This window comes from Actinokineospora cianjurensis, from assembly GCF_003663795.1.
Classification (GTDB): domain Bacteria; phylum Actinomycetota; class Actinomycetes; order Mycobacteriales; family Pseudonocardiaceae; genus Actinokineospora; species Actinokineospora terrae.
On the sequence record NZ_RCDD01000001.1, the window covers coordinates 2,742,140 to 2,767,604 of the forward strand.

A 25,465-nucleotide genomic window follows, 5' to 3' on the forward strand; every position below is an offset into this window, starting at 1 on the left:
TGGACGGATAACTGTCCACAATCGCCGGTGTGATGATTCCGCTCCACCACATACCTCTACCGGTTCCTGGGGATTCTCGACTCGGCGCCGCGCGGGGATCTCGATGCTAGGGGGGACTCATCGTCGAGGGCGGCGCGCTCGCCGTCGAGAACGCGCTCAAAGCCGCGTTCGACTGGAAGACGCAGAAAGCGGGCCTGGCCGAGGAGGAGGTCGACCGCCTCCAGGTCCTGCACCTGGAGCACTCGTTCCACGGCCGCAGCGGCTACACGCTCTCCCTGACCAACACCGAGCCCGCGAAGACCGCTCGGTTCCCCAAGTTCACCTGGCCGCGCATACCTTCGCCCGCCCTGCGACACCCGCCTGTCGAGCACGAGCGGGCCAACCGCGCGGCCGAGCGGCGGACGTTCGAGGCGGCCGAGGCCGCGTTCGCGGCGGCAGGCGGGATGATCGCGTGCTTCGTCGTCGAGCCCATCCAGGGTGAGGGCGGCGACAACCACCTCAGTGCCGGATTCCTCCGGTCCATGCAACGGCTCTGCCACGACAACGACGCGCTGTTCGTGCTCGACGAGGTCCAGACCGGCTGCGGCATCACCGGGACGCCGTGGGCCTACCAGCAGCTCGGGCTCAGCCCGGACCTCGTGGCCTTCGGCAAGAAGACCCAGGTGTGCGGTGTGATGGGCGGTGGGCGGATCGACGAGGTGCCCACCAACGTCTTCGCCGTCGCCTCGCGGATCAGCTCCACCTGGGGCGGGAACCTCGTGGACATGGTGCGTGCCACCCGCGTGCTGGAGACCGTCGACCGACTCGGACTCCTGGACACCGTCGCCCGCACCGGGAAGCACCTGCTCGACGGGCTGACAACCCTGGCCGCCAAGCATCCCGACGCGGTGCGCAACCCGCGCGGCCGCGGACTGATGTGCGCGGTCGACCTACCCGGCACCAAGGTCCGCGACGACGTGCTGGCCCGGATGCACCACGAGCACAAGGTGATCGTCTTGCCGTGCGGGGCGCGGGGGCTGCGGTTCCGACCCCCGCTGACGGTGACCGAGGACGAGCTCGACCTCGGTCTCGACGCGCTGGCGGAGTCCGTCCGCGCGCTGGGCGCCTGACCGCACCTCTCACCCCTGAGTGGCTCGGTGGTGCCGGTGGCGGTCGACCACGGCGCAGGCCCGGCCCGCCTGCGCGGCGTCCACTGTGGAACCGAGGTGTCAACCGCGATCGGCACTCCTCCGCGCGGCAGCAGCGGTCGCGGACATCGACCCGCGCCCCGCCGGCGTCTCCCCGAGGAGCGCGCCGCGGTAAGGGATTGTCACCCGGTTCGCGGTAGCGGCACCGCCGTGGATGGCACCAAGGTCGAGGACATGGCCCAGACACCGGTAGGCAGGACGCCGTTCGACGGGATCTATCTCCGGCCTGATCCTCGTGCCTACTTCGGCGGTCTCGGGCGTTTCGGCTACCAGACCCCGCACCACGCGCAGTCCGTGTTCCGCCGCCTGGTGGCGGCGAGGTCGGGGACGGTGTTGGACCTGTGTTGCTCGTACGGCGTCAACGCCGCCTTGCTCAACCACCACCTCACCCTCGACGACCTCTACGCCCGCTACACCGCGCCGTGGGCGACGGAGCTGGAAGTGGCCGACCTGGTCGAGCAGGACAAGGAGTTCTACGCGTCCCGTCGCCGTGACGACGCCGTGCCGGTGGTCGGCGTGGACATCTCCGCCCCCGCGATCGAGTACGCGGTGGCGGTTGGCCTGCTTGACGCCGGTTTCACCGAGAACCTGGAAACCGGCCCCGCCTCGCCTGCGCTGGTGAAGGCAGCCGGTGCCGTCAGCCTGATCACGGTCACCGGTGGCGTGAGCTTCCTGTCCGCGAGAACCTTCCACCAGCTGCTCAGCGCCGCAACCGAACCGCCGTGGGTCGCCGCGTTCGTCCTGCGCACGGGCTCCTACAGGCACATCGCCGACGCCCTCGCCGAGCACGGGTTGGTCACCGAGGCCGACGCGGAGCACACCGTGGTGCAACGCCGATTCACCGATCTGGACGAGCAGCGCTACGCGGTCGCCGCCGTCACCGCCACTGGGGCCGACCCGACCGGAAGAGAGACCGAGGGCTGCTTCCACGCAACGCTGCACCTGTCCCGACCACCGCGAGACCTGACCATCCCCTACAACAGTCTGACCAACACATGACCGCCCACGAAGACACCGGCCGGAATGCGATCGGCGCAGTCGTCGCCGAGTATCGCGGCATCCTACGAACTGCTGCCCGACAGCACCCGTCGCGCGTTCGCCTTAACCACTCCCGAAGTGCACCCGTGGCGGCCGGTCCAACTTCCGCCAGAGCTTCTGGAGCCTGGGACAGCGCAAACCCCGACGCTCCGGCCGCAGAGAATCACGCCCAGCGATCCTGCCGTGGTTCACCCTTCCACGAAGGCCACCACACCTACGCCACCTGTTGACCAAGGACGGCGACGGTAGAACACCGCTGTCTCTCCATCGTCTCCATTTGACCACTGAAGCCCCGCCCTCCGAGGTGGAGGACGGGGCTTGTCACCAGTGTAGATAACTGGTGGGCGATACTGGGATTGAACCAGTGACCCCTACCGTGTCAAGGTTGCCAAATGATGGGCTGACCTGCGGAAACTGCGGTTTCCGCAGGTCAGCATTACCAGTTGCGGCGAGTTGGTCGGCGTTGAGGCGCGTTGCATCTGGTTCCGATCCCCACCGAAACCCCATCTGATCTTGTTACCAGAGGCGCCGGAGGTCTAGGTCCCTGTTGCGGAGAGTTACTCGCCACTTGGCTACGTCGGGGTGGTTCAGGGCAGGGAGTCGACCCACCTTCGACTGAGGTCGCGGACGAATTGTTGCCCTTCCGCGAGCGACATGACTCGACCTGGTGGGGTTGCCGGTGGGCGTCGGGCGTGTCGCGCGTCTGTGCCGCTGGCGTCAGGGTGATTGGCCGCGTAGCCGAACTCGTCGAGGTCGTCAGAGGTTACCCAGCCTGTCGCTAGCAGCGCCGCCTTGCCGCCGCAGGCCACTTTGATGATCTCCATTGCTTTCCAGAGCTGGTCCCAGCCAATATGCTCGGCTCGACCGAGCAGCAGGAGAAGGTCGTCGACGTCGGGATGGTCGGTGGCACGCTTGAGTTGCCGATATCCGTCAGGCGTGGCTGGTTGGCTGGATGTGGCTCCGCCCACGGTCATGACCGGGAAGGCGCTCATGCGCGCTTCGGCAGTGCCCACAACCACCACCGTGAGGTCGTCGCGGAGCCTTGCTTGATCGCCAGCCATGAGGTGGGCGTCGGAGCCGCCACCTTGCGGGTGATCGCGGTGGAAGCGGTATCCGAGTTTGACCGGTCGGTAGCTGGGGTCGTCAAGCGTGGCCCAACCGTTCAGCCGAGCAAGGATGCCGGATGCGATCTCGACGAGTTGTCCGCCGTCGGTGAAGTCCGCGCTGCCGAGGGCGGACGCTTCGAGAAAGGTTCCCCCGTCGGCGACGATGATGCGAGGGTCGCCTTCGGAGAATCGGCGCGCGAGCGCGGCGAGGTCGAACTCGTGGCCGTCCAAGAGTGCGCGAGTATTCATGAGGTCACCTGGCTTGGATGCATAAGTTGAGCAGTGATGGTGACTCCGGCTGAAGTCGGTTGACGCTCTAGCTCATCGACTCTTGACATCTTGGTGGAAATCGCAATCTGACGCGCCGTATCCACATCACGCTGACTCATCCCGAGTCCGCACTGGGGTCGTGGCGCGTCATCGTCGTGAGTGGTAGAACTGCCCGATCGCCGCAGGGGCTACCCAGTCGACTTGGTCAGGTGCTCCCGCAGTTCCCGGGTGGCTCGACGCTGCGCATGAGGGTCTCCATCGTTGCTGTCGATCTCGTCGAGCAAGCGGATCAGGTCTTGCCTGGTGCTCTCGAACTCGATACGCAGCCCGATGGTCATGCTGTCGTCCTGGTCCGCACCGACGACTATCAAGGGCGTCGCCGAGTCTGCGCCTGCTTGGCGGGCGTGGTCAACGAAACGTTCCAGGTCACCCAGGGGCAACGTGTCCCCCGGGTAGGGCAGGTCGAGTTCTATGCGTGAGGTCACGACGTCAGCCTATCTCCGGCTCCATGCTGCAGCTCCGAATCAGTTCCGTTGTTATCTTGGCGTGCCCTGTCGGCGACGGGCGCGCCAGGTAGTTCTCAACGAGATCCAAGGTGATGCTTGGCGAGCCTTCTGATCTTGGTAAGGCGCTTGGAGATTGCGCTGCGGTTGGGCTAGTTGGACCGCGTTGGAGTGCAGTCATCGTTGGTCCTGCTCAGTTCATTGCAGGAGGTGTCGGTGTCCTGAACGTCCTCGGTCTTGATCTTATTCCAGTCGATCTGTACGCCAGTGATACCGATCTTGATACGGAACGACGTCCCCTGGTCGGCCAGCATGCCGACCAGCGACCGGAGGAGCAGGAAGGTTCCCAGGAGCGGGATGATCCAGTGCGTGGCGATATGGGTGCCGAGGATGCTCATGACGCCTCGAAGAAGCTGGCGGCGCGCTTGCGGATTCGGTCCAGGCGCTTGGACACCGCGCTGTGGTTGGCGTAGCCCATCTGATCGGCGATGTCGGTGAGGCTGGTCATGCCGCTGCGTAGGAGGATGATGAGTTCGCGGTCCTTGGGCTTGAGTAGCGTCATGAAGTCACCGACGAGGACGCGATCGATGACCTCCGTCTCCGGGCCGTGGACAGGCACCCCATCGGGCAGTTCGACGAACGTGACCTTGATCTTCAGGCGTTTGTGGTGGATCTTGCGCTCGAAGTCTTCTTTGGCGTAGCTCCATCGGTCCGAGAAGTCGTCGGCCACGCGGTTCGACTTGATCGCGTCGATGATCTCCCGCAACTTGCCGCTGGCATCCGCCTCGTCGACGACCATGTCCCTGACGTCTGCGGCGTCGGCCTCGCCTAGCCATACATCCCCACCTTGACGTGGAACGCCCCAGTAGGTGCCAGTCAGAGGCGAGCCGTCGGCCAGGCGCGGCGATTCCGGCGCTACGGCATCACCGACCTGGGGAAACTCGGACAGCAACGCCTGCACCACTGATGTCACCGCGGGCAGCCAGAAATCGAGGTTGTGGGCGAGCAGACGCATAGGGTCGTCCCGAGTGAACGCGGCCATCGATGACCCCGAAACCAGATCGCGCCACACGACCGAGGCCCACGCCCTGGATAGTGCCTCCGAGAAGTTGACGGGGAGGTACGGGTCCACCGGAGTGTGCTCAGCCACGAACGGCCACTGCCCACCGTGCAGGAGGGGCAGGCCATGCCGCTCGACCACCGTCCGCGGTAGCAAGTGGAACAGCGGCGCGTACTCGTGGTACCTCGACCTGGTTCGAGGGATGAACACGACGTTGATGTCACCCTGCTCCGCGATCGCCAGCATCCGCGGACTTAGATCCGCTTCGGCGATCACCCGCCTGCGGAACTGCGCCGCCTCCCACTGCATGTTCCACTTCGCGATCTGGCCGGTCATGGCCAAGGTCAGCTCGCTGCTACCACCGCTGATCGGCAACGTCACGAACTCCGGCGCCTCAGGTTCCCGTGCGCGCAGCATCCGGCGGTACAGCGGTGCCGGTGACATCGTCCACAATCTCGGGTACAGATCTGAGGTCGCGCGGTGGTCACTGGTGTCAAGTACGACGTCGGCACGACCACCGCGTACCCCCGTCACCGTGGCACCGACCGCGGCCTCAGCATTTGCCTGCTCTGCTCTCATACCCTGCTCACGACACTCGAACCGCGATCCGTTCCAGTCCTCCAGAGCTTTCCTCCCCAGGATCCCAGCCGCTCACCTTGAGCGGCGGTCCCCACAGAGTTGACGCAACGCGCGATGGTTCCGCACTCCCGTACCTAGAGGTCAGGCCGAGGACCGCTCGCTCATCCAGCCCGACCCCAAGGTCCACCCGTTCCCACCGCCCGCATCGAGCCTCCGGTCACCAGGCCGCGGACAAACCGCGTGACCTCGGCTGGCCCGCTTCGTCCGGAAGCCCGTGGCAGCTCCAAGGCTTGCCCGCATAGTAGATCGGGGAAGGGTCGTGGAGGCGGCGCACCGCCGTAGGAGTTGTACTGGCCTTCGGCCGGGTCGGTTGCCGGGGCGGGCCGCACGCCATCACGGCTTGCGCGAGTCGCTGGCCGGGCTGAGTCGCTGGTGCGTGTTACGCACAATTCCGGCAACTTCCGATCGCCACGAATCACTATTTGATCTTGATCGTGGAACGAAACTCTATCTGAGGTGCGACAACTGGAGCCGATGACCCAATCTAACTTTTAGGAGTCAGCCAGATAGTCCAGCAGGCGCACTGTGACGGTCTGCGACTCCGCTAACGGGTAACTGGTCCCGACATTTTGGTGACATGCTCGGAACCGATCGCACCAACGTGATCATGCTGGTGCTGAACGATCAATCAATGACGTGAAGTCGGCTGGCCAACGGTGAGCAAGTAGGTGAAGAGCGGAGACGATCGAGGAGATCGGAGCACCGTTGGTGGCCGAGACGGTCATGTCAGCAAAGTCAGTGCGCATGACCGAGTCTGCGGTGTCGTCGCCGATGCGTCGGACATGGACTTCGGTGACATGGAAGCTATCTTCGATGGAGTCGCGGATGAGTCTGACGTCTCCTCGGACGTCACCGCTCTGCTCGGCGCTGACCAGGATGCGACGCGACACGCCACGTAGATCGACAGCATCCAATGCGAACCCACTCAGCAGTTCAGCAATGTCGTCCCATCGGGCGGCCAAGCTTCCGTCTCTACCTCGCAGCCTGCGCGCGTCGGTCGTGACCAGCACGCGCCATCGGCCGACGTTGGCGATCAACATCCGGTTGCGGACACGCCACGTTGAAGTCTCGGAGTCAGTCTCGTCTTGGGCTGCCGGGTGTTCTTCTTGATCACCATCGAGTGCTTCCGACTCGTTGTCGATCACTAGTTGCGCTCGACGCGCTCGCCATATCTGTGCGTTCGCGACTACCAGCGGACTGACATCCACATCTTCGAGGATGTCGGTCATGTCTTCTAGGCGCTCAAGCGACATCATCGAACCGATACGAATCCACAGATCAGGTTTGGTGACCGCATTCAGGTTGTTGAGCAGGTACGGAAGCAATACTCGCAATTCGACATCTGACAACTCTCCGCCGAATGCGGTCTCAGAATGGCGGACATCTTCGGGCGAGATGCCGAGGTGGAGCAATTCGGCTGCACGTTGCAAACGAAGCGCAGCGTCTTCGGTGAAGACTTCCTCAGTCGACTCCTGAAACGAGTGCAGAAAGTCTGCATTGAAGTTGCTGTCCTCGGTTTCGGGTGTTGCGCTGCGGATGAGACGTCCGGCATCGTCGGCGGTCAGCAGCCCTCTGCCACCCTTGACCAGGTTGGTTTGAATAAGGCGCACCAGCGGCTCGCCAGGTCCGCCGAGGTTGGTGGATCCTTCACTGCTTGCGGGCGCAGCCACCTCAGCCAGGGATGCTAGATCCGTCACCAGCACACGGCGAGCCTCCTGCGCTTGGCGGCGGAGCGCGGACGGAGGCTCGATCCGAGAATCCAACGACACCATCATCGGCTCTCGCGCGGCGAGTGCTTGAACCTCAGCGGCGGTCGATGGCCTAAGTGTGTTTCGGATGAAGATCGGCCTGCTGTCCGACTTGCCTGCCTCGCGCCATTCGACAACCAGGTCGGGCATATACGAATGATTGAAGTATTCGGTTGCGACGATCTTTGCGTCAGGGGTCAGCGAGGCGACCTCTTCGGTGACGGCTTGCTTCACTCCTGTCACGATTTCGTGCGGGTTGGTCGACGCCATTGCCAACCGGACCCTCTCGGCCACAGCATCGCCGCGGGCATTCATTTCTTGCCCTTGCGGTTGAGTCGACTCTCAACGATCGACAACTCCTCCGCGCTGAGCATGAGCCCCTCCTGGCGCTGGTGGACGACAAGCAGCCAGAGGCGGTCGGCCACTGTCGACAGTAGGTCGATGTCAATCGCTTGACCGTCGAGAACTTCGGGATGCTTGCCCAGGGCCGCATTTATGCGCCCAGCCGAAGTCAACGCTGTCCAGTCTGTCTGATTGAAGGGATGCCGCGTAATCCACATGAACTCGCGTCGCCCGTCTTCACCGTTTTTAATATCGCGAGCAGTAATACTGTAGGCGTTGGCGAGAAACTCCCAATACTCCTCGCCCTGCTTACCTCCGGTCGATGTATAGTTCTTCACTTCAACATAGACCGGACTCGGCGGCGAGGTATGGATACTTCCGAACAGGTCGTACCTTTTCATTTTGTTATCGAGCCGCGTCAACGTGCAAATTGGAGCATTATTGTACGCGTCGAAGGGGAGATCAATCCAGGTCGTGCTTTCCAACCAACGCTTGGCGAAGTCGACGCCATCTATCCCGTCCTGTTGCACAGACTCGGCGGCCGACATGACTCAAGCTTAACGCGTGCGACGCGCATGAGCGTACTTGGACACCTTCGGAGTGTCGCTCGATGGGTCTGCCGTCGTGGACAGCAGCCACTTGAACGCCGACGCGTTGACAGGAGTCGTTCGATCACCCTCTTGGTTGAACTCGACGCCCCAGGTCAGAGGCACGCATCGGCTGACGGCGACCTCGATCGGACTTGCGCGCTTCGCGCGACCCAAGATCAAGATCTCGATCTTTCGCCCGATCGTGTGACGACCACAGTCCAGGATTGTCAGACCCTCTCGTTACTTTGCGCGCATGAACAACCCCGTAACGTCATGGGCGTCTGGGCCTATGATTGCGTTGGACCTGGAGACCACCGACGTCGACCCTCACCGGGATCGCATCGTGACCGCATCGATAGTCATCATCACCCCAGGTTTGCCCGGCGAAACAACCGAGGTGACCACGCTCAACTGGCTGGCCAATCCTGGCGTGGACATCCCGGTCGAGGCCACCAGGCTGCACGGCGTCACCACCGAACAGGCCCAGCATGATGGACGACCAGCAGCCGACGTTGTCGCTGAGGTCGCCGCGGATCTGGCTCAACTGTGGACGCCCACCACGCCGCTGTGCGCGTTTAACGCCTCCTATGACTTGACCATGCTCGACGCCGAGTTGCGTCGTTACCACGGTCGCGGTCTCCCGCTCGGAGGATCGGTGATCGACCCATTGTGCATCGATCGACATCTGCGCCCGGTTAGTGGCTGGGACGACAGGCGCACACTGGCCAACGTATGCGCGCATTACGAGGCTCGACTGGATGCGGCCCACTCCAGCGCGGAGGACGCGATCGCAACGGCCCGCCTGGCCTGGCTGCTGGCAAAGCGCCATCCGCAAGCAGTTGGCCTGCTTGACCTCCATGAGTTGCACAAGCGGCAAGCTGGTTGGTTCCAAACCCAGGAGAACACTTACGCCAACCGCCAGGAACGCAAACTCAAGCAACTCGTGGCCCGCGGTGCCAGTAGTGAGAAGACCGATCAGATGCGCGAGCGGATCGCCAAGATCCGAGCGTCAGCCAAATACTGGCCACTCCGACCTGACCTCGGCGACACTGCCCAGCCCGTACGCACACGACCAGCGGCACCCCAGCCAGGAGAACCGGCCAACGCCCGCGCCTCTTGGACTCCGGAGTTGGATGCCTCGCTACGCGAGGAATGGCTGGCAGCAGACCCCGGCGCCCTGGCTGAGACGCTACGCAAGGAGCTGGCCACCCAGTTCAGGCGGACCCCAGGCGCGATCCGGTCTCGTCTGTTGAAGATCCGGTGTGATCCCGAGTTGCCGAGTAGCACTTGTGACGAACAGCGCGCCGCGGAGCTCCAGCGAGTCTATGACGCCGAGTACGGGCGATAGTGGCTGCATCGGGTGCTGCCTGGACATGGTGACCTTGCCAGGCAGCACCCGGCTCGTCTCCATCGCCAAAGCGCAGATCGTCAGTCCCCACCCAGGATGAACTCTGCACAAGCCGCCAATTGTGGAACAAGCCCCAGTCCAAGTCAGCCGACACCTGACAGCAAGTTGCCTCCACGAGGCGCCAAGAGGCTCGGCCTCGCCTTCGCTCTAGACTTGATCGGGTGGACCTCTCCGACGCGATCTCGATCAGGACACTTGACGGGGGCCTGTCCACCGAGCTGCAGGCACGAGGTCATGATCTTTCTGACCACCTGTGGTCAGCTCGACTGTTGATCGACGATCCAGCCGTGATCGTTGCCGCTCACGTGGCGTTCTACCGGGCTGGAGCGTCGGTGGCGACGACGGCCACCTATCAGGCATCCTTCGACGGGTTCGCTCGCCGTGGTGTTGACTACGGTCAGGCCGAGCTGATGTTTCGGCGGGGAGTCGAGCTGGCGCAGCAGGCTCGTGCTGAGCTGGCGGAGGACGGGCATCAGCGTTGGGTAGCGGCGTCGATCGGCCCATACGGTGCGGCGTTGGCAGATGGGTCGGAGTACCGCGGTCGATACGGGCTCAGCGTGGGCGAGTTGACGGACTGGCATCGGCCACGGTTGAGCGTGTTGGCGGACGCGGGGGCGGATGTGCTGGCGTGTGAAACCGTGCCCGATGTTGATGAGGCTGAGGCGCTGGTGGCGGTGCTTGGGGAAATCGGCACAGCCGCGTGGTTGAGCTACACGGTGGAGGGCGGTCGGACTCGGGCCGGTCAGCCGCTGGATGAGGCATTCGGCCTTGTGGCGGCCAGCCGCGAGGTCATCGCCGTTGGGGTGAACTGCTGCTCGCCGGTAGAAGTCGGCCCTGCGATCGAGGTTGCCAGAGCGGTGACGGACAAGCCGGTCATCGTGTACCCAAACAGCGGTGAGCAGTGGGATGGTAAGTGGTCGGGTTCGTCCGCGTTCACCGCTGGGATGGCCCGGGAGTGGGTAGCAGCCGGAGCGACTGCGGTGGGTGGCTGTTGCCGGGTGACTCCTCAGCAGATCGCGGAGCTGGCCGCGGTGCTCGACGAGACCAAGTCCTAGATCGTGAGTGCGAGAGCCTTGCGGAGAGCGCGGGCCAAGTCGGTGATGGTTCCTGGTGCTGCGGTTCGGTCGAGGAGGTCGAGACCGTGTTCGACGGTGCGGTCGCCGCGGCGGGAGCCTACGAGCCCGATGTGGCCCAGCAGGACCTTCATCGATCGTTCGGCGTCGGGCCAGGACTTGTTGATGACGTGGGCGACGAAGGCTGAGGCGCGGTAGCTGTAGAAGGTGCGGACGCGGTGCTCGGAGATGCCGTTGGCCGCCAGGTCGAAGAAGTCGAGTGCCCTGCCGCGCTCGCCCAGGTCCAGTTGGATCTTCCCCTCGTGCCAGGCGAACTCGGCGTCGTCGACCCACCAAGCCCAGTGTGGGTCGCGGTCGGAGACGCCGTCGGCGTGCAGGTCCCGGGCTAGACGGAAGGTCTTACGGGAGTCTCCGTCGGCGCCGAGCTCGGCCAGAGCACGCGCCTCGCGCAGCCGGAACAGCGACTGAAGCCGTGGGGTCAGCTTTGCGTCGAGAGCGGACCTGGCGATGTCGAGGGCTTCTTGAGCGTGGCCGAGGTGGCTGGCGTGCATGGACATGTTCTGCATGATGAACAGCTCCATGCTCCGGTCGCCCGCTCGCCGGGCCAACTTGAGAGCTTCGACGTTCATCTCATGAGCTTGCTGGTGCCTCTCCGCATCGTAGAGGCTCCAACCCGCGACCTCGGCCAGCTCGGCGGTGGCCGCATCAGCGTCGCGCGCAAGGCCCTTCTGGATCTCTGAGGTCTTGACCCGGTGACGTGCCTGCTTGAACGCCTGAACGATCAACGGGGAAGTGACCGCACCGCCATACTGCTGATCGAGGCGGACGAAGCCCTTGATCTCGCCATGCAGCCGTTCAATGTAGTCCGAATCCACCCTTACCTTAGTCGAAAGTGGGTGAGGAAGCGCGGTAATATTGGGGTGCAATAGTGCTGGCGCCCCGCCGAACGGAGAACCATTGGCGATTTGCGCCTTTCGGTCTTCCTGCGCCTGCTCAAGTTCAATGATCCTCGCGCGTTCCTGGTAAGTGTAGGCCCGGTCATACTCAGTCAGCAGCGCGCCACCGGCCTCATACGCCTGGTCGGCCGCCTCCCAGAAGCTCCTCGGAGCGGACTGCCGTCCTGCCTCGATGTGCGAGATGCTGGTGCGCGAGTAGTGCGTCAGTCGCCCGAGGTCCGACTGCGTCAGCGGCGAAGCCTTTCGCCAACGGGCCAAGCTGGCCCCCAGCGAGTGCCAGCGCGCCCCGACGTCCTCGCGTCGACCAGTCATCCAGATTCCCAGAGTTCGTCCGACAACACCTCCTCCCAGCCTAGCCAGTGCCATAGATCAACTTGTCTGTCCAGGTGTGGGTCTAACTCCCACACCCTTCCCGCGTCGCAGTGGTCCGTAGTTAGTTGTGTACGTAGCGCTAACGGCGCTGTCCGCCGATGCCGCCAGGTAGGGGGCGACGCGCCACGCAGATCACGTGGTCATCGGTGACCGAGACGAGCGTCAAGGAGGGCAGGTTGGCAACTCATGATCATGCTTCGACACCCGGCCGTCTTGACGATCGCGGGCACGGCCATTGCGTTCTTGATCTTGTTGGTGGCTCTGCGCAGAGTCGGCCGCGCCGAGAACGGCCATACCGGTGATCAGGCTTCACCCGCTGTGGGCTCACCGCCGCCAGTGGGACGAAGCGAGAACGAGTACCCCACGGTTCGTCTGCCACCACTCCAAGACGTGGACGCGGTGCGCCTTGTGCGGGGGCATGTTCGGTTCCGCCCCGCGCCCGCAGACGCCGACGAGCCCTAGCCACTCCACCCCACCGACACCGGCCGGAACGTAGAACAGGCACCTCCCGGTCGGGCCAAGAAGAAGATCAACGAAGGGATCACCATGATTGCCACCCTGGACGAGTTCGCCCTGGATGTGCAGATCGTCTCCGACTCTCCCGCGGGGGAACCGGCCGCGTGCGCGACCGACGACGGGTGCGCATCCACGTGCGCCTCCTCGTGCGTCAGCAACGTCTGACCTGATCACGGCGCCGGGACTACCCGTCCCGGCGCCACCTCGTCAGGAGGCTTCGAGATGTCCACCGACAGCAAACTCCTTTACCGCCACACCGGCGCCGCACTCTTGCGAGCTGCTGCCCGCCCGCTCGACGAAACGCAGGATGACTGGCCCGACCTGGGCGATACCGAGAGCTGTCGAACATGGTTGAAGCGGACGTGGTCGCGCTCCACCTTCGCGGACGCCGTGCGGATCGCCAGTCCCACGTTCGCGGAACGGCTCGACTCGTTGGACTCGCTGCGCCCGAAGGAAGTGCGACGAGCAGCGGCAACCGCGGTTCGATACGCGCTGCGCGCGTGCACCCGGCATACCCCGTTCGGACTGTTCGCCGGTGTTGCGTCCGCGGAGATCGGCTCGCCCGGGATGAGCCGGTGGGGGCAGGGGCATCATGAGGTCGCGCGTGTCGACTCCCAGTGGCTTGCGGGGGTCATCGCACGTCTCGAAGCCGAACCGATTCTCCTGGAACGGTTGAAGGTCATGTTCACGAACCTTGCCGTCGAGCGAGGTTCGCGGTTAGAGGCCCCGTGCGGACCGGAGACGGTCAGCATTCGGCTGACCGGGCCGGTAGCGTTCACGCAGGCGTCTGCCTCGACGCCCATCCTCTTCGCCGAATTGGTCGACCTCCTGCTGGCGAAGTACCCGAACGCGGACCGGGCGACGATCACCAGGATGGTGAGCGAACTCGTCCGCCAGCAGGTCCTGATCACGAGCCTGCGCGCTCCCCTGACCGTGGTTGACCCGCTTGGTCACCTGCTCGACCAACTTCATGCCGCAGGCGCCGAGTACGTGGCCGGTCTTGAAGCGCTTGTCGATGAACTGTGCGCCGTCGATGTTCTGATTCGTCGGCACAACCGCCATGCGTTGGGCGACAACCAGAACCGCGCCGTCCGGATCGAGATCGGGCGTCGAATGCGGGAGGTCTCCACCGGCGGGCGGACTCCCTTGGCGATCGACCTCCGCCTGGACTGTGACGTGCGTGTTCCCGAGCAGGTTGTTCGCGACGTCGAGGGCGCGGCCACCGCGTTGGCTCGGCTCACCGCACAGCCGACTGGCGAGCCTGCTTGGCGCGACTACTACACCGTGTTCTGCGACCGATACGGCACCGGCACTCTCGTCCCGCTGACCGAGGTAGTCCATCCGGACAGCGGGTTGGGGTTTCCTTCTGGCTACCCGGGAAGTGTTCGCCCTTCTTCCTTCCGAACCGGCTCGGACCGGGACCAGACACTGTTAAGTCTGGCGTGGACCGCCCTGGCCGACCAAAGACGAGAGGTTGTCCTCGATGAACCCGCTATCGAGTCGTTGATGGTCAGCGAGGCCACGCAGCCTCGGTATCCGGCTCACGTCGAAGTGGCAGCCCGCATCCACGCCACCGACATCAATGCGCTGGATCAGGGTGACTACCTGCTCACGATCACCCCAGGCCGGAGCCTCGGGACGTTCACCTCCAGGTTCGCCACCATCGCCCCGGGGACCGATCTGCGCAGGATCTACGCGTCTGTCCCGACAGTCGCCAGGCAGGCCGTCCCCGCTCAGTTGTCTTTCCCGCCGGTGTACGCACACGCCGAGAACGTCTGCCGGGTACCCGAATACCTCCCGGACGTCCTGTCCCTCGGAGAACACAGGGCAGACGCCACCATGGCACTCGACGATCTCGCAGTCACCGCCACCCGGGATGGCTTCCATCTGGTGAGTCTGACCAGTCAGCGGATCATCGAGCCGCAAGCGTTCCACGGGCTCGCCCTGCAGAAGCAGTCACCACCCCTGGCCAGGTTTCTTGCCCACCTCTCCCGCGGTCTGCAAGCTTCATGGCACAAGTTCGATTGGGGCAGCCACGCCAACCAGATGCCCTATCTGCCAAGGATCCGCCACGGCCGTGCGATCCTCTCGCCCGCACGCTGGCGTCTTGCCAGTGCCGACGCGCCCAGTCTGGAATCCTGGCGTAAGCGCTGGGACGTTCCTGACCTGGTCGAGTTGGCCGCCGACGATCGCAGCCTGCGACTGAACCTCAACGAGTCCACCCACGTCGCGCTGCTCGTCGCCCACATGGAGCGAACCGGCGACGCGACCCTCGTCGAGACGATCAACGATCCTGGAGAACTCGGCTGGATCGGCGGCTTCGCCCATGAGATCGTCTTCCCGCTGACATCCACCCAGGCTCCCGCGTCGGCACCTACAGGAAGAACTGCGCGACGGATCTCCTGCCGAACCCATGGCGTGGTGCCTGGTGCGCCAACAGCGGCGTGGTTGAACGCAAAGCTGCACACGCACCCGCAGCGGATCAACGAGATCATCACCGACCGGCTGCCCACGCTGCTCGATCCCCTTGGCGGACCGCCGTTCTGGTTTGTCCGCTACCGCAGCGCAACTGAGACCGATCACCTCCGACTCCGACTACCAGCCGACGGCACGGACGTGCATGTAGCACTCGGTCGATGGGCAGAGGCTTTGCGTCGTGACGGGGCCATTTCGCGGTTGGTGCTCGACACCTACTTCCCCGAGGTTGGCCGCTATGGAGCGGGTGAAGCGATGGCCGCCGCCGAGAACGTTTTCGTAGCCGACTCCCAGGCCACCGCCGCGCAACTCCGCTACCTCCCGGAGCAGCGCGAGGCGATGGTCGTCGTGAACATGGTCGCCACGGTGTGCGCCCTCCTCGGAGGCGAGGTCGCGATCCAGTGGCTTGTCGATCACCCCGCTCCGCCGGGCCCGGCTATCGACCGACCTTTGTTCGATCAGGTATTGGCCTTGCTCCGCGGTCCCGCGACGAGCCCGCCGGATGGGTGGAACCAGACCCTCATCCAGACCTGGGAGCGACGCGCCGAGGCTCTGGCCGCCTACCGCTCCCACCTCACCGACGATAACCAGGTTGCCACGGCAGTCGAGTCGTTGCTGCACATGCATCACAACCGGCTGATCGGCATCGACCGCGACTACGAGATCCGCTGTCGACGCCTGGTTCGGCAGGTCGCGCTCACCTGGGCACACCGACGCGGAGGCAGCCGATGACGCCGACCGACTCCCTCGCCGACGGGGCGGCGGGCATAGCCCTGCTCCACTTCGAGCGTGCCCGCACTGGTGCCTGCGCGACCATCGACGCCCACCCGTGGGCGGTCACGATGACAAAAGGGCCAGTCACCGCCCACCCCGATGTCGCGAGCTTGTACCGAGGTGCCCCCGCAGTGGCGTTCGCCCTCCTCACCGCAGGTCATCCCGCCTATGCCGCTGCTGTAGCCGACCTCGACGAACACATCGTCACGCTGACTCGCGAACGCCTCGAACGTGCCCACCGCCGCATCGACAACTCCCTGCTCCCCGACATCCGCGAGTTCGACCTGATCAGCGGCCTGACCGGGATCGGTACCTACCTGCTGCACCGCGGTCACCACCTGCTCACCGAGGTGCTGGCCTACCTCGTACGCCTCACCGAACCGCTTGGTGAGCTGCCGGGATGGTGGTGCGGTCCACCGACTGACGGCCTGGCAGAAGAGTGGATCGGCGGACACGGCAATCTGGGCCTCGCCCACGGCATAGCCGGACCACTGGCGCTGCTGGCCATGGCGATGCGCCGTGGCCTGGTCGTCGATGGGCAGGTGGAGGCGATCTCCACAATCTGGCGATGGTTCGACGACTGGCGTGTCGGAACTGGCCGCGAGGCGTGGTGGCCCGGCAGGATCACCGGAGCCGAACTCGTGACCGGGACCGTCACACAAGCCGGTCCACAGCGGCCCTCGTGGTGCTACGGCACTCCTGGTCAGGCCCGTGCTCTGCAACTCGCTGCCCTGGCCCTCGGCGACACACGAAGGCAACAGCAGGTGGAGAACACGTTGGCAGGCTGCGTCACCGACCCCAGCCAACTGGGGCTGCTCGTCGACACCACCCTGTGCCATGGCTGGGCAGGCGTCGTCCTCACCACCTGGCGAGCAGCAGCGGACGCCGGTCCCGACAGCGAGCTGGCCGCCCACCTGCCCCGCCTCCGAGAACTCCTCGACCACCATCTCCAGACGTCAACGACGCCAGGCCACGGCCTACTCGAAGGTGAAGCTGGCCAGCAGTTGACCTGCCTGGCCATCGACACCGACCAGCCTGTCCGGACCACGTGGGACCTGTGCCTGCTGGTGTCCGGCTGAGCCACACTCAACCCATCACTACGGAAGGACCTGATGAACACCACCACCGACAGCGTCCCGGAGACGCTGCGGGCCTGTATGGTCGACACCATCCTCGCCGCAGGCCACGCCCAAACGCCCGCGGTGGAGGCCGTCCTACGCGCGCTGCCGCGGCACCGGTTCGTGCCCGAGGCGAGCCTGGAGGACGCCTACGCCGACATCGCCGTGATCACCAAGCGCGCCGCCGACGGCGCGGCGTTGAGCTGCGCGTCGGTGCCCACGGTTGTGGCGATGATGCTCGACCAGCTCGATGTGCACCCTGGGCAACGGGTGCTGGAGATCGGCGCGGGCACCGGCTACAACGCCGCCCTGCTCGCCGAACTCGTCGGACCCGACGGCGCCGTCACCACGGTCGACATCGACGAGGAAGTCACCGCTGGGGCCCGCCGCGGCCTCGACGCGACCGGCCACGACCACGTCCGGGTGATCACCCGCGACGGCGCGCTCGGTGCCCCCGAACACGGCCCCTACGACCGCATCATCGTCACCGTCGGCGCCTGGGATCTCCCGCCCGCCTGGCACGACCAGCTCGTCCCCGGCGGCCGGTTGGTCGTGCCGCTGCGCTGGCGCGGCCAGACCCAAGCGGTCGCCTTCATCCGCGAGCAGGACCGGCTGCGCTCGGACCGCATGAACCTGTGCGGGTTCGTCCCCATGATCGGCCAGGACGGCGAGAAGAACGGCACCATCACCACCGACGGAACCGTCACCCTCTACTACGACATCGACCAGCCCATCGACCCCACAGCGCTGACCGGCGTCCTCGACCAGCCCCGAGTCAGTGTCTGGTCCGGGGTCACCATCGGCGCGTCCGAGCCCTTCGATGGCGTGTGGCTCACCCTCACCGCCACAGACCCCGCCACCTGCCGCATCGCCGCCAAGCAGACCGCCATCGACAGCGGTCTGTGCACCCCCGCCATCGGCTCCCGCAGCCCCGCGCTCGCCGAGGACGTCAGCCTGGCCTACTTCACCTACCGGCGCCTCGACGCTCCCGAGGCCCGCTTCGAGTTGGGCGCCCACGCCCACGGACCAATCGGCGAACAGCTCGCCGAGCGACTGTGCGCCCAGATCCGCACCTGGGACAACGACCGCAACCACCACCCCCAGATCCATGCCCGCCCCGCCAACACCCAGACCGTCACCCTGCCCGCCGGACAGGTCATCACCAAGCGAGACAGCACCCTGGTGCTCTTGCCGTAGCGCCACGCGGCCTGGTCATCGGTCGCCCGATGACCAGGCCGCCTTGCTGTGCACGCTTTTTGTAGGTGGAAGTTAGACGATCAGAATCGAAAACAGCGCTCCCGCAGCCAGGGCTGGCCCCAAAGGCACGTCGCGACGCTCGCTGGATCTGCGCCCGATCAAGCAACTCGCCCCGTGAAGCGCGCCGATGAACAGCCCGATCACAATGGCCCGAATTGCTGCCGACCAACTTGTCCAACCGAGAGCGAGTACCAGCAGAGCCGCGAGCCGGATGTCTCCTCCGCCGATGAATCCCGGCGAGATCAGATAGGCGATGGTGAGCAGCACCAGACATACGGCGGAGCAGATGACGCCGCGTATGAGCGGTTCCGGCTGGCGACTCAACACAGTGGCAGCAGCGAACAAGATCGTAATAGCGGCGGCAGCAGCGATGATGGGTTTGGTGGGCAGTCGGTGTTCGCGTATGTCGATGGCTGCGAGCGGGATGATCAGCGAGGCGAGGACCGAGTACGCCACAAGCGTCGCGCCCATGCCCAGCCTTGCGGCGAGGAGCGCGTAGGTCACCGAACCGCAAGCCATCACCAAGCGGTAGTCGACGGACGACGAAGTGGGAAGAGCGAGCGACCGCACCAGGGCGTTGGCAGGGGTGGCCGACAGGGTTCCGACCAGTGCCCAAACTCCGATAAAGATCCAACTGTCCACCATGTCCCTCTGGTTCTCGGCGTGACCCGAATGATGGAAGTGGGATTCTCCATGGTGGCAGCTTCAAGTCAATAGAGCGCCGGATTGTCACGCTAGGTGTAGTTGACCTAGAAATGACGACGCCCGTTAGGCTGTTCGGGTTGTATCCGTGTTTTGGCGGCATTGCGTCATGTGCGACTCCTCATGGAGACGTTGATGTCCCCTGGGTGAGGGGCTGTAGAAGTCATAGGACGATGCTGGTGAGCCCGTTGGGGCGAACTGACTCTCACTCTGGGGGTTCTTGTGTCTCCGAAGACGATCGCGGCCGTCACCATGGCGGTGGTGGTGCTGGCGGCGGGGTGCGGTGGCTCGTCCGCCGATCCGCCGCCGACCTCGGCCGGGCTGCCGACGAGCTCGCCACCGAGTACCGCGGTGGCGACGACTACCGAGTCGGCGGACGAGCGGGATGGCCGCGCGGCCTCCGACGCCTACCTCGGCATGTGGCGTGCGATGGCGCAAGCCGGGCTGACCTCGGACTGGCAGTCGGTGGAGCTGGCGAAGTACGCCAAGGGCGAGGCGTTGAGCACGATCACCCGCAGCCTCTACCGCGACCACACGAACCAGGTCGTGACCAAGGGCGAGCCGAAGAACAATCCGCAGGTCACCAGCGTGGAGAGCAACACGGTGACGATCGCGGACTGCGGGGACAGCACCAACTGGCTGAAGTACAAGACCACGGGCGAGCTGAAGGACGACACCCCTGGTGGTCGTCGGGCGATCACCGCGGAGGCGACGCGCCAGGACGATGGGTCGTGGCGGGTCACCTCGTTCGTCGTCCAGGCGGTGGGGACATGCTGAGGCTGACGATCTCCGCCGCCGGATTAGCCATGGCCGCGGTGGTGGCCTTCGCGCCCGCGGCGACAGCGGACGATGGATGGGGTGGTGCCGACTGCGGGCAGGTGCCCGTCGCCGGGTGCGATGTCAGCGCCGGGGGCGGCGGCGGACACAACGGCGGAGCGGTGCATCTACCCGGAACCGGCGGGGACGACGATTCCGCGGTTGGCCCGGACTACTCGGGGTGCCGGTGGGACAAGGTCGACGACTACTCGGAGCCGGGGCAGCCGACCACGGGCGGTGGTTGGTACCTGCTGACGTGCTTACCGGACTTCCAGGACGGTCCGTTCTGGGTGGCGGATGCCGCTCCCGCGCCGGTGTCGCCGCGAGTGTTGGCGGAGACGGCGCGGAATCGGTTGTCGTTGCCGCGGCCGTCGATCTTGGCGAGTCCGGCGCAGAACCAGCTTGTGAATCTGCCGACCTGGTTGTGGGTGGACCGCGGGGCGTGGGTGCCGGTGTCGGTGACCGCGTCGGTGCCGGGGGTGTCGGTGACCGCGACCGCGCGGCCGACGGCGGTGACCTGGTCGATGGGTGACGGGACGACGGTCACGTGCAACGGGCCTGGTGACCCGTTGCTCGGTGGTGATCCGCGGGCGGCGTCGCCGACGTGCGGGCATACCTTTCGGCGGGCGAGTGAGCGGTATCCGGTGACCGCGACGATCCATTGGTCGGTGTCGTGGGCGGGTGCCGGGACGGGTGGGACGTTCCCCGAGTTGACCACGTCGACCACGACGGCGTTCCGTGTGGTGGAGATCCAGGCGCTCGGCGCTCGCTGACTATCTCGTATAGACGTTCTCAATCTCATTCTTCTTGCTGGGTGCGCTGTTTCTCTGAATGCGTGCCGGGGCGGAGCTGTGCCTGAAGGAGGGCATCGGGTGGCAACTGTGACATCGCGGTCGGCTGCGGACGAGAGATCCGGTCCGCGTGGCTGGTCGAGCACCAAGCGGGCGGGCCGCGCGGCGACGGGTTCTCGGGTCAACGGGGCTGTGCAGCGGCGGCGTGCGCCGTATCTGCTGCTCGGCGTTCTGCTGGTGGTGGTGTGCGCGGGTGCGGGGGTGTACGTGGCTACGCAGGCGGGCAACCGGGTCACGGTGTTGGCGTTGGCGCGGGCGGTGACGGTCGGCCAGGTACTTGCGGGGCAGGATCTGCGGCAGGTCAGCATTTCCGTCGACAGTGGACTGGACGTGGTGACCGCGGCGGAGTCGACCGCGGTGGTCGGAACGACGATGGCCTACCCGGCACCGGCGGGGACACTGCTCAGCAGAGGGCTTCTCGGCGCCGCCCTGGTTCCTGACGCCGGGTCGGCGATCACCGCGGTGGGGCTGAAGGACGGTCAGTTCCCGCCGTCGCTGACACCCGGCACGCACGTCCTGGTGCTCATCAGCCCACCAGCCTCCACCGCGACTTCGACGGCGTCGGTAGCGCCGCCGCGCACGGTCCGTGCGGTGGTGACCGATGTCCAGGCGCGGCAGAGCGAGCAGACCACGGTGGTGTCGCTGGAGCTGCCGGAGGCCAGTGCCCGTGAGTTGGCGGGAGCGTCCGCGGCGCAGGTGTCGGTGGTCGCGGTCGGGGGTGGCCGGTGATGTTGGTCGTGGTCTGCTCGGTCAAGGGTTCCCCGGGGGCGACGACCCTGTCGGTGGCGTTGGGCGCGCGGTGGACCGGCCCCGAGGAGCCGGTCGTGGTCGAGGCCGATCCGGGGGGCGGGGATCTGTTGGCGCGGTGGCGGCTGGAGGAGAACCCGGGGCTCAAGTCGCTGGCCGCGGCGGCGCGGCGCGACAGCGACCCCGGTCTGCTGGCCCAGCACACCCAGGTGTTGCCCGGTGGGTTGCGGGTGGTGGCGGGGCCGGTCGGCGCGGAGCAGGCCCGCTCGGCGCTGGCGGTGTTGGCGGGTGGGTCGTCCTCGGTGGTGCGTGCCGCGGCGGAGGTGGCGGGGCAGGTGGTGATCTGCGATGTCGGGCGGATCGACGCCCAATCCCCGGCGCTGCCGCTGCTGCGCACCGCCGAGGTGACCGTGCTACTGGCGCGGGCGCGCGACGACGAGCTGGCGCACGTCGCGCAGAAGCTCGACACCGTGGCGAAGTGGACACCACACCCAGCCCTGGTGCTGGTCGGCGAGGGCTACCCAACCCGCGAGGTGGAGCGCGAGCTGGGGGTCGACGTGCTCGCCCGGCTACCCCATGACCCTCGTGGTGCCGCGGTGCTGGGCGGGCAGCCGGGGCGCCGCTCGCCGTCGCGGTCCGCTCTGGGCAAGGCCGCCGCGTCCTTGGCAGACCTCCTGCGCGCCCAAGCCCCCACCCCGCAGGACAACCTGCCCGCCGACCTGCCCGCTGCCGATGTCCACCTGAACGGAACCCGCCCATGACCGAGACCACCACCTTCACGCGCGTAGCCGCTGCGCAGACCGGCGTCGAGTCGGGCAGCGAGGTCGAGGCCATCGGTCGGATGCGGGAGTCGCTGCGCCTGGCCGTGGCCGCGCAGCTCGGTGACCGGGTCAGCGCGGACGACGCAGCCGGGCGAACGCCCATGACCCCGCCCGAGCGCCGCGCGCTCGCCGCTGTGCTGGTGCAGGAGGCCGCGGACGCCTACGCCAACGGCGAGCTGGAGCGCGGCGGCACCCTGCTGTCCCCCGAGGTCGAGGCCCGGGTCACCGCCGCGGTGCTGGACGACCTGGTGGGGATGGGTGGTCTTCAGCCGCTATTGGAGGACGAGTCCATCGAGAACATCAACGTCAACGGGGACCGAGTGTTCGTCCGCTACGCCGACGGCCGCCGCACCCGCCTGGCGCCCGTCGTGCCGACCGACAACGACCTGATCGACCTGATCCGCGACCTCGCCGCCCGCTCCGGGATGGAGGAACGCCGGTTCGACCGCGGCTCGCCGATCGTGAACTTCCGACTCCCCGACGGTGCCCGGGTCTCCGCGGTCATGTCGGTGACCGAGCGGCCGTCGGTGTCGATCCGGCGGCACCGCTACAGCACGGTCACCCTGGCCGAGCTACGCGAAATGGGCACCCTGGACGTGGCGCTGGAGTCGTTCTTCGCCGCCGCGGTCCGGGCGCGACGCAACATCCTCGTGGCCGGCGGTACGGCGATCGGGAAGACGACGATGCTGCGCGGCTTGGCGTCGGCGATCCCGCCCGAGGAGCGGTTGATCACGATCGAGGACGTAGCCGAACTTGGGTTCGGCGACGACGAACAAGCCCACCCCGATGTGGTCGCGTTGCAGGCGCGGGAGGCGAACATCGAGGGCCAGGGCGCGGTGAGCCTGGCCGATCTGGTGTGGCAGGCGCTGCGGATGTCGCCGGACCGGGTGATCGTCGGCGAGGTCCGCGGACGCGAGGTCATCCCGCTGACCAATGCCATGAGCCAGGGCAACGACGGCTCGATGGGCACCATCCACGCCAGTAGCAGCAAGGGCGTGTTCACCAAGCTCGCCGCCTACGCCGTGCAGTCCCCGGAGCGGCTGGACATCCACCAGACCAACATCCTCATCGCCTCCGCCCTGCACCTGGTGGTGTTCCTGGACAAGCCCCGCGGTGAACCCCACCGCCGGGTCGTGTCCTCCATCCGCGAAGTCGTCAACGCCGAGGGCTCCCAGGTCGTCTCGAACGAGATCTGGCGGCCCGGCAGCGACCGCCGCGCGGTCCCCGGTGCCCCGATCCGCACCGAGACCATGGAGCTGTTGATGGACGCGGGGTTCGAGCCGGATCTGCTCGACAACCCGGACGGGTGGTGGCAGCCATGACCGCCACCACCGCACTACTCGCGCTCCTCGGCGTCGGTGTCGCCGCGGGCCTGTTGTTGATCGCTGCCGGTGCCCGCGGGGTTGAGGCCACGGACGTCCCGTCCAAGGCCCAGCTCTGGATCGCCGGACTGCGTCGGCACGCCCACGCGCGGCTGCTCGCCGCCGCGGTGTTGGCCGGGTTGGTCGCGGGGATGGTCACCGGGTGGCTGGTGGGTGGGGTGTTGACCGCGTTGGCCGTGGCCGGGTTGCCGCAGGTGCTAGGCGGCACCCGCGGGCACGACCGGGCGCTGGCGCGGATCGAGGGGATCGCGTCGTGGACGGAGATGCTGCGCGATGTCATCGCCGCCGCGGCCGGGCTGGAGCAGGCCATCCTCGCCACCGCCGCCACCGCCCCCGAGGCGATCCGCGCCGAGATCGAGGACCTGGCGACGCGGCTGGACCGAGGTGACCGGCTCGGCCCGTCCCTGCGGCTGCTGGCCGATGACCTGGCCGACCCGACCGCGGACCTGGTGCTCGCCGCGCTCGTACTTGCCGCCGACCACCAGGCCCGCCAGCTCGCCGAACTCCTCGGCGAACTCGCCGCCGAGGCTCGGGAGCAGGCCGCGATGCGGATGCGCGTGGAAGCCGGGCGGGCGCGCACCAGGACCAGCGTGCGGGTCATCCTGATCACCACCCTCGCCTTCGCGGGCGGCCTGGTGGTGTTCAACCGCTCCTACCTGGAGCCCTACGACGCCGCGTTCGGCCAGCTCATGCTGCTGCTCGTCGGCGCCCTGTTCGCCGTGTCGTTCGTCTGGCTCGGGCGCATCGCCCGGCTCCGCCCCGCCGCGCGCGTGCTCACCGGCCTCACCCAACTCCCCACTGGCGCGACGGAGGTCCAGCCATGATCACCGGCCTGCTCCTCGGCGTTGGGTTCGGCATCGGGCTGTGGTCCCTCGTCGTCTGGATCGCGCCGCCGCGGCAGGGTCTGCACGCGATGCTGGCCGCGATCACCGCCGGACCTGCTCCGGCGCCGCTGCTGACCGCGGACTCCGGGGGTTGGGGGTTGCGAGTCGGGAAGCCGTTCGTCCGCCCGTTGGCCTCGCTCGGCCTGCCGACGCCGCGGGTGCGGCGGGATCTCGCGGTGATCGGCAAGTCCCCACAGCACCACCTCGCCGAGATGGCCGTATACGGCATCACCGGCCTGGTCCTGCCCACCCTCGCCCAAGCGCTACTGCTCGTCGCCGACATGCCGATGCCGTGGCAGATGCCCGCACTGGTCGGACTCATCCTCGGCATCGTCGGCCTCCTCGTCCCCGACCTCACCGTCCGGCAAGAGGCCGCCCGTCGCCGAGACGCGTTCCGGCACTCCCTGGGCGCCTACCTCAACCTGCTGCGCGTCCTGCTCGCCGGTGGCGCGGGTGTCGACGGCGCGCTCACCGACGCGGTCAAGGTCGGCAACGGATGGGCGTTCGCGCAGATCCGGCGCGCGTTGACCACCGCCGCCGCGACCCGCACCACACCGTGGGCCCGACTCGGGCAGCTCGGCACGGAACTCGACGTCACCGAGCTGTCCGAACTGGCCGCGTCCCTGTCGCTGGCCGGTACCGAAGGTGCCCGGGTCCGCGCGTCCCTGGCCGCCAAGGCCAGCGGGATGCGCACTCGGGAACTCACCCACGCCGAAGGCGAGGCCCAGTCCGCGACCGAACGCATGAGCCTTCCAGTCCTGATCCTGTTCCTCGGCTTCCTGATCTTCCTGGGATTCCCCGCCATGTCCCGCGTCCTCATCGGACTCTGA

General features: G+C 66.5%; 23 protein-coding genes. 14 read left to right on the forward strand and 9 right to left on the reverse strand.

Annotation, left to right across the window (positions count from 1 at the left end):
• Positions 1-119: 119 nt before the first annotated feature.
• Entirely contained in the window at positions 120-1,109 is a 990-nt protein-coding gene (locus tag CLV68_RS12265; protein ID WP_121390465.1) for an aminotransferase class III-fold pyridoxal phosphate-dependent enzyme, read from the forward strand.
• Between the two features lie 228 nt (positions 1,110-1,337).
• On the forward strand, positions 1,338-2,186 hold the full coding sequence (locus tag CLV68_RS12270; RefSeq protein ID WP_211346479.1) for a class I SAM-dependent methyltransferase: 849 nt from the start codon (positions 1,338-1,340) through the stop codon (positions 2,184-2,186).
• A 626-nt stretch (positions 2,187-2,812) separates the two neighbouring features.
• Here the strand turns inward: CLV68_RS12270 and CLV68_RS12275 are convergent.
• From CLV68_RS12275 to CLV68_RS12300, 6 genes are all read right to left on the reverse strand, one after another.
• Positions 2,813-3,580 carry a hypothetical protein gene (locus tag CLV68_RS12275; protein ID WP_121390466.1) on the reverse strand — a complete coding sequence of 256 codons (768 nt, stop codon included), beginning with the start codon at positions 3,578-3,580 and terminating at the stop codon, positions 2,813-2,815.
• 209 nt (positions 3,581-3,789) lie between these two features.
• Positions 3,790-4,086 (reverse strand): hypothetical protein, encoded by a 297-nt coding sequence (locus CLV68_RS12280; protein WP_121390467.1) that lies wholly within the window; start codon positions 4,084-4,086, stop codon positions 3,790-3,792.
• A 170-nt stretch (positions 4,087-4,256) separates the two neighbouring features.
• On the reverse strand, positions 4,257-4,502 hold the full coding sequence (locus CLV68_RS12285) for a hypothetical protein (RefSeq protein ID WP_121390468.1): 246 nt from the start codon (positions 4,500-4,502) through the stop codon (positions 4,257-4,259).
• Positions 4,499-5,608, reverse strand: a complete 1,110-nt coding sequence (locus CLV68_RS12290; RefSeq protein ID WP_211346480.1) for a sigma-70 family RNA polymerase sigma factor — start codon at positions 5,606-5,608, stop codon at positions 4,499-4,501. Before CLV68_RS12290 ends, CLV68_RS12285 begins: the two co-directional genes overlap by 4 nt.
• An 800-nt stretch (positions 5,609-6,408) precedes the next feature.
• A complete protein-coding gene (locus tag CLV68_RS33345) occupies positions 6,409-7,821 on the reverse strand; it encodes a hypothetical protein (RefSeq protein ID WP_147459959.1) in 1,413 nt (470 codons plus the stop codon).
• A 41-nt stretch (positions 7,822-7,862) separates the two neighbouring features.
• Positions 7,863-8,441 (reverse strand): hypothetical protein, encoded by a 579-nt coding sequence (locus tag CLV68_RS12300; protein ID WP_121390471.1) that lies wholly within the window; start codon positions 8,439-8,441, stop codon positions 7,863-7,865.
• A 295-nt stretch (positions 8,442-8,736) separates the two neighbouring features.
• Between CLV68_RS12300 and CLV68_RS12305 the strand changes: the two genes are divergently transcribed.
• Positions 8,737-9,831: an exonuclease domain-containing protein gene (locus CLV68_RS12305; protein WP_121390472.1), complete on the forward strand. Its 1,095-nt coding sequence runs from the start codon at positions 8,737-8,739 to the stop codon at positions 9,829-9,831.
• A 221-nt stretch (positions 9,832-10,052) separates the two neighbouring features.
• On the forward strand, positions 10,053-10,946 hold the full coding sequence (gene mmuM, locus CLV68_RS12310; RefSeq protein ID WP_121390473.1) for a homocysteine S-methyltransferase: 894 nt from the start codon (positions 10,053-10,055) through the stop codon (positions 10,944-10,946).
• On the opposite strand, the gene CLV68_RS12315 is transcribed toward mmuM, so the two are convergent.
• Entirely contained in the window at positions 10,943-12,232 is a 1,290-nt protein-coding gene (locus tag CLV68_RS12315) for a helix-turn-helix domain-containing protein (RefSeq protein WP_170224244.1), read from the reverse strand. The two genes, mmuM and CLV68_RS12315, sit on opposite strands and share 4 nt — an antisense overlap.
• A gap of 606 nt (positions 12,233-12,838) precedes the next feature.
• On the opposite strand from CLV68_RS12315, the gene CLV68_RS12320 reads away from it, so the two are divergent.
• Genes CLV68_RS12320 through fxlM form a run of 4 tightly spaced genes read left to right on the forward strand, consistent with a single transcriptional unit; the run spans position 12,839 to position 18,372 of the window.
• A complete protein-coding gene (locus CLV68_RS12320) occupies positions 12,839-12,973 on the forward strand; it encodes an FxLD family lanthipeptide (protein ID WP_121390475.1) in 135 nt (44 codons plus the stop codon).
• 57 nt (positions 12,974-13,030) lie between these two features.
• Positions 13,031-16,015, forward strand: coding sequence for a lantibiotic dehydratase (locus CLV68_RS12325; protein ID WP_121390476.1), 2,985 nt, complete (start codon positions 13,031-13,033; stop codon positions 16,013-16,015).
• Positions 16,012-17,136, forward strand: coding sequence for a lanthionine synthetase C family protein (locus CLV68_RS12330; RefSeq protein WP_121390477.1), 1,125 nt, complete (start codon positions 16,012-16,014; stop codon positions 17,134-17,136). Before CLV68_RS12325 ends, CLV68_RS12330 begins: the two co-directional genes overlap by 4 nt.
• A 33-nt stretch (positions 17,137-17,169) precedes the next feature.
• Positions 17,170-18,372 (forward strand): methyltransferase, FxLD system, encoded by a 1,203-nt coding sequence (fxlM, locus tag CLV68_RS12335; RefSeq protein WP_121390478.1) that lies wholly within the window; start codon positions 17,170-17,172, stop codon positions 18,370-18,372.
• A gap of 72 nt (positions 18,373-18,444) precedes the next feature.
• Here fxlM and CLV68_RS12340 read toward each other — a convergent pair whose 3' ends face one another.
• Positions 18,445-19,074: a prepilin peptidase gene (locus CLV68_RS12340; protein WP_170224246.1), complete on the reverse strand. Its 630-nt coding sequence runs from the start codon at positions 19,072-19,074 to the stop codon at positions 18,445-18,447.
• Between the two features lie 282 nt (positions 19,075-19,356).
• On the opposite strand from CLV68_RS12340, the gene CLV68_RS35070 reads away from it, so the two are divergent.
• The gene (locus CLV68_RS35070) at positions 19,357-19,911 is read left to right on the forward strand and encodes a hypothetical protein (protein ID WP_246009779.1); all 555 of its coding nucleotides are present in this window, start codon (positions 19,357-19,359) and stop codon (positions 19,909-19,911) included.
• A 244-nt stretch (positions 19,912-20,155) separates the two neighbouring features.
• On the opposite strand, the gene CLV68_RS33830 is transcribed toward CLV68_RS35070, so the two are convergent.
• A complete protein-coding gene (locus CLV68_RS33830) occupies positions 20,156-20,677 on the reverse strand; it encodes a hypothetical protein (protein WP_170224248.1) in 522 nt (173 codons plus the stop codon).
• A gap of 145 nt (positions 20,678-20,822) precedes the next feature.
• Between CLV68_RS33830 and CLV68_RS12355 the strand changes: the two genes are divergently transcribed.
• The 5 genes from CLV68_RS12355 to CLV68_RS12375 are packed head-to-tail and all read left to right on the forward strand — an operon-like array spanning position 20,823 to position 25,465.
• Complete coding sequence (locus CLV68_RS12355) at positions 20,823-21,530, forward strand: flagellar biosynthesis protein FlgA (RefSeq protein WP_147459960.1); 708 nt, start codon at positions 20,823-20,825, stop codon at positions 21,528-21,530.
• Positions 21,530-22,309, forward strand: coding sequence for a CpaE/TadZ family protein (locus CLV68_RS12360; protein WP_121391145.1), 780 nt, complete (start codon positions 21,530-21,532; stop codon positions 22,307-22,309). The genes CLV68_RS12355 and CLV68_RS12360 overlap by 1 nt, the downstream gene beginning before the upstream one ends.
• Positions 22,306-23,691 (forward strand): TadA family conjugal transfer-associated ATPase, encoded by a 1,386-nt coding sequence (locus CLV68_RS12365; RefSeq protein ID WP_121390481.1) that lies wholly within the window; start codon positions 22,306-22,308, stop codon positions 23,689-23,691. The genes CLV68_RS12360 and CLV68_RS12365 overlap by 4 nt, the downstream gene beginning before the upstream one ends.
• Complete coding sequence (locus CLV68_RS12370; protein WP_121390482.1) at positions 23,688-24,575, forward strand: type II secretion system F family protein; 888 nt, start codon at positions 23,688-23,690, stop codon at positions 24,573-24,575. Before CLV68_RS12365 ends, CLV68_RS12370 begins: the two co-directional genes overlap by 4 nt.
• Positions 24,572-25,465, forward strand: coding sequence for a type II secretion system F family protein (locus CLV68_RS12375; protein WP_121390483.1), 894 nt, complete (start codon positions 24,572-24,574; stop codon positions 25,463-25,465). Before CLV68_RS12370 ends, CLV68_RS12375 begins: the two co-directional genes overlap by 4 nt.